The organism is Pseudolactococcus raffinolactis NBRC 100932 (assembly GCF_001591765.1).
GTDB lineage: Bacteria > Bacillota > Bacilli > Lactobacillales > Streptococcaceae > Pseudolactococcus > Pseudolactococcus raffinolactis.
Genome location: NZ_BCVN01000005.1, coordinates 73,308 through 80,079, shown reverse-complemented (window position 1 = coordinate 80,079; position 6,772 = coordinate 73,308). Strand labels below are relative to the sequence as shown.

Genomic DNA, 6,772 nt, shown 5'->3' with positions numbered 1-6,772 from the left:
TTTGATCTAATGTAAATTAAATAATTTGGAAGGGTAGCGAAGTGGCTAAACGCGGCGGACTGTAAATCCGCTCCTTCGGGTTCGGGGGTTCGAATCCCTCCCCTTCCATATTACCTTTACGGGCATAGTTTAAAGGTAGAACAAAGGTCTCCAAAACCTTTGGTGTGGGTTCAATTCCTGCTGCCCGTGTTTGAAATATGGCGGTCGTGGTGAAGTGGTTAACACATCAGCTTGTGGCGCTGACACTCGCGGGTTCGATTCCCGTCGACCGCCTTTCATTAGTATTATTGGGGTATAGCCAAGCGGTAAGGCAAGGGACTTTGACTCCCTCATGCGTTGGTTCGAATCCAGCTACCCCAGTTTATTGGAAACTTCCATAAAAGAATTTGCCGGCGTGGCGGAATTGGCAGACGCGCTGGACTCAAAATCCAGTGTCTTCACGGACGTGCCGGTTCGACCCCGGCCGCCGGTATCGCAAATTCAAGTAAAACCACTGAAATTAGATTTCAGTGGTTTTTTGTTGCTCTATCGGAGATTCACTTTGGCAAACTTTTGAACCAAGTTTTCTTTGTTCTCAATTTTATATCTGATTATTAATCGGTTTTTAGGATAAGTCAGATTTTATGGGCGTTTTTTGCTATAATGAAATAAAGATAAAAAATCAATGGAGAAATATGAATGAAAAATATGACTGTGACGGAATTGTCAGAAGCATTTGGTGTGACGCGCCAAGCAATGAACAACCGTATTAAAAAATTAGAGGAAGAATTTTTATCAAAAAATGATCGAGGTGTTACGGTTGTTAATGAAGCGGGTATTAAACGATTAGAATCTCATTACGGGAAAGTTATTTTAGAAGATGAGACTGCTAGTGATCAGGCATCAGATAAGAATGCTATCAATATTGATTTTGACAAAATTATTTCACAGTTAATACAGGATAAGAATACGGAAATTGCAAGGTTATCAGAGCAGATTGCGATGAAGGACCACCAGATTGCTGAGAAAGACAAACAGTTGGATCAGCAACAGCAACTTACTGCTAAAGCCTTAACTGAGCGGGAGCAGACCTTGATTGAGTTAGAGCAGGAAAAATCAAAAGGTTTTTTTGCAAAATTGTTTAGAAAGTAATCTAGTACAGTTTTATAATAAATTCTAAAAGCGCTTGAAATGCGCTTTTTTTAAAATCTGTTATAAAACAAGTCTGTGGTAAAATTGGTGTTTCTTCTTGCATAAATGTGATAAAAAAGGTATGATTATAATGTAAGTTAAAAGTTTAACTTTCAGTTGTTATAGGTGTTTAACACCTAATAAAAAATTACTGAATTCCATAAGGAGGATTTCTACAAAATGGTAGTTAAAGTTGGTATTAACGGTTTCGGCCGTATTGGTCGTCTTGCACTTCGTCGTATCGAAAATGTTGAGGGTGTTGAAGTTGCACGTATCAATGATTTGACAAACCCTGCTATGCTTGCACACTTGTTGAAATACGATACTACTCAAGGTCGTTTCAACGGTACTGTTGAAGTTGAAGAAAACGGTTTTGACGTTAACGGTAAATTCATCAAAGTTTCTCAAGAAGCTGATCCTGCAAACATCGATTGGGCTGCTGATGGCGTAGAAATCGTTCTTGAAGCAACTGGTTTCTTTGCAACTAAAGAAGCTGCTGAAAAACATTTACATGCTAACGGTGCTAAAAAAGTTGTTATCACTGCACCTGGTGGATCAGATGTTAAAACAGTTGTTTTCAACACTAACCATGACATTCTTGACGGTACTGAAACAGTAATTTCTGCTGGTTCATGTACTACTAACTGTCTTGCACCAATGGCTGATGCTTTGAACAAAAACTTTGGTCTTAAAGTTGGTACAATGACAACAGTTCACGGTTTCACTGGTGACCAAATGACTCTTGATGGTCCTCACCGTGGTGGCGACCTTCGTCGTGCACGTACTGCTTCAGAAAACATCGTGCCTAACTCTACTGGTGCTGCTAAAGCTATCGGTCTTGTTATCCCAGAATTGAACGGTAAACTTAAAGGTCATGCACAACGTGTTCCAGTTCCAACTGGTTCATTGACTGAACTTGTAACTGTTCTTGACAAAAAAGTAACTGCTGAAGAAGTAAACGCTGCTATGAAAGCTGCTGCTACTGAATCATACGGTTACAACACAGATGAAATTGTTTCATCTGATATCGTTGGTATCTCATTCGGTTCATTGTTTGACGCAACTCAAACAGAAGTTTCTGAAGCTGCTGACGGTACACAATTGGTTAAAACTGTATCATGGTACGACAACGAAATGTCATACACTTCACAACTTGTTCGTACACTTGAATACTTTGCATCAATCGCTAAATAATTACATTTAGTTATTGGGAAAACGAGGAATGCAAATTCCCCGTTTTTTTGTACCAAGAGAAAGAAAAGGTGTTAAACGACATTAAGCTATGGTTGATACACTAGATTGAGGAATAAAAATGACTTTACCTAAGTGCCCGCATTGTGGCAGTGAGTTTACTTATGAGTTATCTGATACTACCTTTGGTTGTTCAGAATGTGGCAATGAATTTACACAAGCAGATATTGACAATGCAAGTGACAAGTTTGTTGTCTTAGATTCGGTTGGGACTGAATTGTCGGATGGCGATGATGTCATTATCGTACAAGATTTACCTGTTAAAGGGATGCCTAAACCAATTAAAAAGGGCACAAAAGCTAAGAACATCAGAATCAATGAAAACGGCAAGAATGGTCATTTCATTGATGCTAAGATTGATGGTTTTGGGGCGATTGGCTTGAAAGGCTCTGTTGTCAAAAAAGGTTAGAATTTGAAAGCGTGCAGAAATTGACGCTTTTTTGGTATAATAAGAGATAAGAAAAGGAGACATTTATGAACATCTATGACACTATGAATCAATTAGAACGTGAATTCCGTGCTTTGCCTGAATATCAAGCAGTTGTCACAGCGCTTGCTGCTGTTAAAGCTGATGAAGCAGCGAGTGTTTTGTATGCGAAATTTATCGACATCCAAACCAAAATGCAAATGGGGCAACTCATAGAGCCAGAACAACAAAACGAAGCACAAGCACTTTTCGCTGAATTACAAGCTAATTCAATCATGTCAGAGTTGCTAGCTAAAGAACAAGCACTGCAAACAATCACAAGTGATTTACAAGATATTGTCTTTAAACCACTTCAAGAGTTATACGGTCAATAATAAGTAGTTAGAGTGAGAAATCTATTTTCTCGCTTTTTTATATAAGAAGGGATTTGTCATGAGTTTAATTGTTTTAATTGGCGCGCAAGCGGTAGGAAAAATGACAGTTGGTCGTGAACTAGAAAAACAGCTTGATGGTAAATTGCTTTATAACCATCAAACAATTGATTTATTTGCTGATTTTCTAGGGTATACACCGACGACCTTTCAGCTATCAGATAGTTTGCGAAAAATGATATTTAAAGCCTTTGTTGCCAATCTTAAAACCAATCCAATTAAGCATGTGATTTTCACGGTTATGATTGATTTTTCATCGACCGATGATTTGGCTTTTCTTTCTGATATCGCTAGTATTTTTTCAGACGCAGGTGAGTCAGTCTATTTCATTGAATTGGTAGCTGATATTGCTAAACGGCGCGAACGCAATCGCCATCCAGAACGCTTAGCTGCGAAACCTTCTAAACGAGATTTGGCATTTTCGATGCAAGATTTAGAAGATTCAGTTGTTAAGTATCAGTTAGAGTCGCAAGCTCATCAACTAGCGGAATATTTTCCAGATGTTCAGACATTGAAGATTAATAATACCGAACTGTCACCTGAAATGATCGTCAAGCAACTTTTACAGGTATTTCCAAGGCTAAAATGCTAAAATAGAGATATGAAACTAACGGATTCAATTCAATTCTTAAAAGGTGTAGGACCAAAATCAGCCGAGCGATATCATCAACTGGGGATTTTTACTGTGCAAGATTTATTGTTCTACTTTCCTTTTCGTTATGATGATTTTTCGTCAAAATCTATTTTTGAGTTGATGGATGGGGAAAAGACAACGATTGTGGGGCGTGTGGTGACCCCGCCCAATGTCAGTTACTATGGGGCACGTCGTAATCGCCTTACCTTTAAAATCAAGCAGGATGAAGCTGTCATTTCAGTCAGTTTTTTTAATCAGCCTTATTTACTGGATAAGGTTGAAGTGGATGCTGAGATTGCCATTTATGGTAAATGGGATGCCAAGAAATTAAGTATCAATGGAATGAAGATTTTGGCGCAGGTTGACAATAGTTTTCAGCCGGTCTACCATATCATGCAAGGTGTCAAACAGTCGGTCCTAGTCAATCTTTTACAGTCTGTTTTTGAAACGGGTGTGGGTGAGTTAATCACTGAGAATTTACCGGCTGAATTGATTCATAAATATCGGTTAGTCGCTCGTAAGACGGCAGTTCACGACATGCATTTTCCGATTGATAAAGCGGCGCATCAACAAGCCTTACGCCGTATGAAATTTGAGGAATTGTTTTATTTCCAAATGAAATTACAGGCCTTGCGTTATAAAGAGAAGTCGCTGATACAAGGCTTAGCAATCACGTTCAACGCTGCGCAGCTAGCTGACAAAATCACGCAACTGCCCTACCATTTGACAGGGGCGCAGGATCAATCCTTGCGTGAGATCTTGGCGGATATGGCGAGTCCTTATCATATGAACCGGCTACTGCAAGGCGATGTGGGGAGCGGGAAGACGGCGGTGGCGAGTCTTGCCATGTACGCAGCGGTCACAGCGGGCTACCAGGCGGCCATGATGGTACCGACGGAGATTCTGGCACACCAACACTATGAAAGCCTCCAGAGCCTCTTTCCTGAGCTGACAGTGGGCTTGCTGACGAGTGGGATGAAAGTTGCGGCGCGGCGCGAGGTGCTTGCGGGTCTTGAAAATGGTCGTATCCAGATGATCACGGGCACGCATGCGCTGATACAAGAAGCGGTAGACTATCATAATCTAGGTCTTGTGATTACGGATGAACAGCATCGTTTCGGTGTTAACCAACGGAAGGTCTTTCGTGAGAAAGGGCAAAATCCTGATGTGCTGATGATGACGGCAACACCGATTCCACGGACACTTGCGATTACGGCTTTTGGTGATATGGATGTGTCGATCATCGACGAGCTACCTGCTGGACGCCAGCCGATTACAACGCGATGGGTCAAGCATGAACAATTAACACCAAAGATTTTGCCATGGATTGCAGATGAGATTACAAAAGGGGCGCAGGTTTATTTTATTTCGCCCTTGATTGAAGAAAGTGAAGCGCTAGATCTGAAAAATGCCACGGAGCTCTTTATGGAGTTGCAAGACTTTTTTGGTTTGACAGCAAATGTGGCCTTACTTCATGGTAAGATGAAGAATGCTGAAAAAGATCAGGTCATGACGGATTTTAAGACGCAAAAATATGATATTTTAGTCTCAACAACGGTCATTGAAGTCGGGGTTAATGTGCCCAATGCAACGATCATGGTGATCATTGATGCTGATCGCTTTGGCTTATCACAATTGCATCAATTACGTGGCCGTGTCGGGCGTGGTGAGAAAAAATCTTACACAATTTTAGTCGCCAATCCCAAATCGGAAACTGGCAAACGTCGCATGCAAATCATGACAGAAACACAAAATGGTTTTGTCTTAGCAGAAGAAGATCTCAAATTGCGTGGCAGTGGTGAAATCTTTGGGACGCGCCAATCGGGCTTGCCAGAATTTTCGGTTGCTGATATTGTCAATGATTACAATATTTTAGAAGTTGCTAGGCAAGAGGCAGTGGCTATCTTCAAGGATGCCCACTGGAGAGAAAATCCTAATTATCAGATGATGCTGACAGATTTAGCTGATGTTGCGGGCTTTGACTAGCGGATAATAGAGGAGAAAAAATGACAAAAGTAGTCGCTATTTCAGGCGCTAGTAATGGCATGGGGTTTGCAGCGGCAGAGTTATTTGCAAAAAAGGGATGGATCGTGTACGGCGGTGCCCGTCGTGTTGAGAAAATCCCTACTGCCGAGCACATCCATGCCCTCAAACTAGACGTTACAGATCATGCGTCTAACCAAGCTTTTATCGAGACTATTTTTCAGCAAGAAAAGCAGATTGATGTCCTGATTAACAATGCAGGTTATGGTGAGTATGGACCAGTTGAAGATATTTCGTTGGACAATGCTAGACAGCAGTTCGAGACCAACTTTTTTGGCGCAGCAGATTTGGCACAGCTTGTGTTACCTATTATGCGCGCACAAAAATCTGGACGGATTATTAATATTTCATCGATTGGTGGGGATGTTTACATGCCACTGGGCGCTTATTACCACGCCACAAAAGCGGCGCTGCAGCAATGGAGTGACTCACTTGACATTGAGATTGCACCTTTTGGCGTGCGCTCCCTTGTTGTCCAACCTGGTGGCACACAGTCGGCCTGGAGCGATATCGCCATGAAGAATGCCAATAAAAATCTGAAGGCTGATTCTGTGTATTTAACAATGGTGCAAAAGGTTTCAACTTTATTGATGGCGAATGAAGGCGCGATTAGTGCCAGCTCTGAAGATTTAGCACAAGTTTTTTATAAAGCGGCAACTGATGCACGACCAAAACGGCGTTACTTCCATGCCTTTAGCGACCGCGCCATGGTTTGGTTAGCTAGAAGCTGCCCACGTGTCTTCAAAAAACTATTTATGACAGCTTTAAATTACTTGGGTAATCGTGCCCTGAAAAAGAGAAAATAAGAAAACGCCA

The 6,772-nt window shown here is 41.3% G+C and carries 7 protein-coding genes and 5 tRNA genes; all 12 read left to right on the top strand.

The genetic code is table 11. The annotated features are described in order from the left end of the window. The first annotated feature begins 27 nt into the window (after positions 1-27). Positions 28-108 (top strand) — tRNA-Tyr (locus LRA01S_RS03335). A gap of 10 nt (positions 109-118) precedes the next feature. Next, a tRNA-Trp gene (locus LRA01S_RS03330) sits at positions 119-189 on the top strand. Positions 190-200: 11 nt separating this feature from the next. Beyond that, positions 201-273, top strand: a tRNA-His gene (locus tag LRA01S_RS03325). Positions 274-288: 15 nt separating this feature from the next. Then, positions 289-360 (top strand) — tRNA-Gln (locus LRA01S_RS03320). Between the two features lie 28 nt (positions 361-388). After that, positions 389-472: transfer RNA gene (locus LRA01S_RS03315), tRNA-Leu, on the top strand. Positions 473-678: 206 nt separating this feature from the next. Beyond that, positions 679-1,131, top strand: coding sequence for a DUF536 domain-containing protein (locus LRA01S_RS03310; RefSeq protein WP_061774220.1), 453 nt, complete (start codon positions 679-681; stop codon positions 1,129-1,131). A gap of 219 nt (positions 1,132-1,350) precedes the next feature. After that, positions 1,351-2,364, top strand: coding sequence for a type I glyceraldehyde-3-phosphate dehydrogenase (gap, locus tag LRA01S_RS03305; protein WP_061774219.1), 1,014 nt, complete (start codon positions 1,351-1,353; stop codon positions 2,362-2,364). Between the two features lie 118 nt (positions 2,365-2,482). Then, positions 2,483-2,830: a zinc ribbon domain-containing protein YjdM gene (locus tag LRA01S_RS03300; RefSeq protein ID WP_061774218.1), complete on the top strand. Its 348-nt coding sequence runs from the start codon at positions 2,483-2,485 to the stop codon at positions 2,828-2,830. Between the two features lie 65 nt (positions 2,831-2,895). Beyond that, positions 2,896-3,222 carry a YlbF family regulator gene (locus tag LRA01S_RS03295; protein ID WP_061774217.1) on the top strand — a complete coding sequence of 109 codons (327 nt, stop codon included), beginning with the start codon at positions 2,896-2,898 and terminating at the stop codon, positions 3,220-3,222. Between the two features lie 58 nt (positions 3,223-3,280). Continuing rightward, entirely contained in the window at positions 3,281-3,871 is a 591-nt protein-coding gene (locus LRA01S_RS03290) for a P-loop nucleotide/nucleoside kinase family protein (RefSeq protein WP_061774216.1), read from the top strand. A 9-nt stretch (positions 3,872-3,880) separates the two neighbouring features. Beyond that, positions 3,881-5,899, top strand: a complete 2,019-nt coding sequence (recG, locus tag LRA01S_RS03285; protein WP_061774215.1) for an ATP-dependent DNA helicase RecG — start codon at positions 3,881-3,883, stop codon at positions 5,897-5,899. A 20-nt stretch (positions 5,900-5,919) separates the two neighbouring features. Beyond that, positions 5,920-6,762 carry an SDR family NAD(P)-dependent oxidoreductase gene (locus LRA01S_RS03280; RefSeq protein WP_061774214.1) on the top strand — a complete coding sequence of 281 codons (843 nt, stop codon included), beginning with the start codon at positions 5,920-5,922 and terminating at the stop codon, positions 6,760-6,762. The last annotated feature ends 10 nt before the right edge of the window (positions 6,763-6,772 follow it).

Coding starts and splice junctions, on each gene's coding strand:
- LRA01S_RS03290 (WP_061774216.1), top strand. CDS start 3,281: ATGAGTTTAATTGTTTTAATTGGCGCGCAAGCGGTAGGAAAAATGACA.
- recG (WP_061774215.1), top strand. CDS start 3,881: ATGAAACTAACGGATTCAATTCAATTCTTAAAAGGTGTAGGACCAAAA.
- LRA01S_RS03300 (WP_061774218.1), top strand. CDS start 2,483: ATGACTTTACCTAAGTGCCCGCATTGTGGCAGTGAGTTTACTTATGAG.
- LRA01S_RS03295 (WP_061774217.1), top strand. CDS start 2,896: ATGAACATCTATGACACTATGAATCAATTAGAACGTGAATTCCGTGCT.
- gap (WP_061774219.1), top strand. CDS start 1,351: ATGGTAGTTAAAGTTGGTATTAACGGTTTCGGCCGTATTGGTCGTCTT.
- LRA01S_RS03280 (WP_061774214.1), top strand. CDS start 5,920: ATGACAAAAGTAGTCGCTATTTCAGGCGCTAGTAATGGCATGGGGTTT.
- LRA01S_RS03310 (WP_061774220.1), top strand. CDS start 679: ATGAAAAATATGACTGTGACGGAATTGTCAGAAGCATTTGGTGTGACG.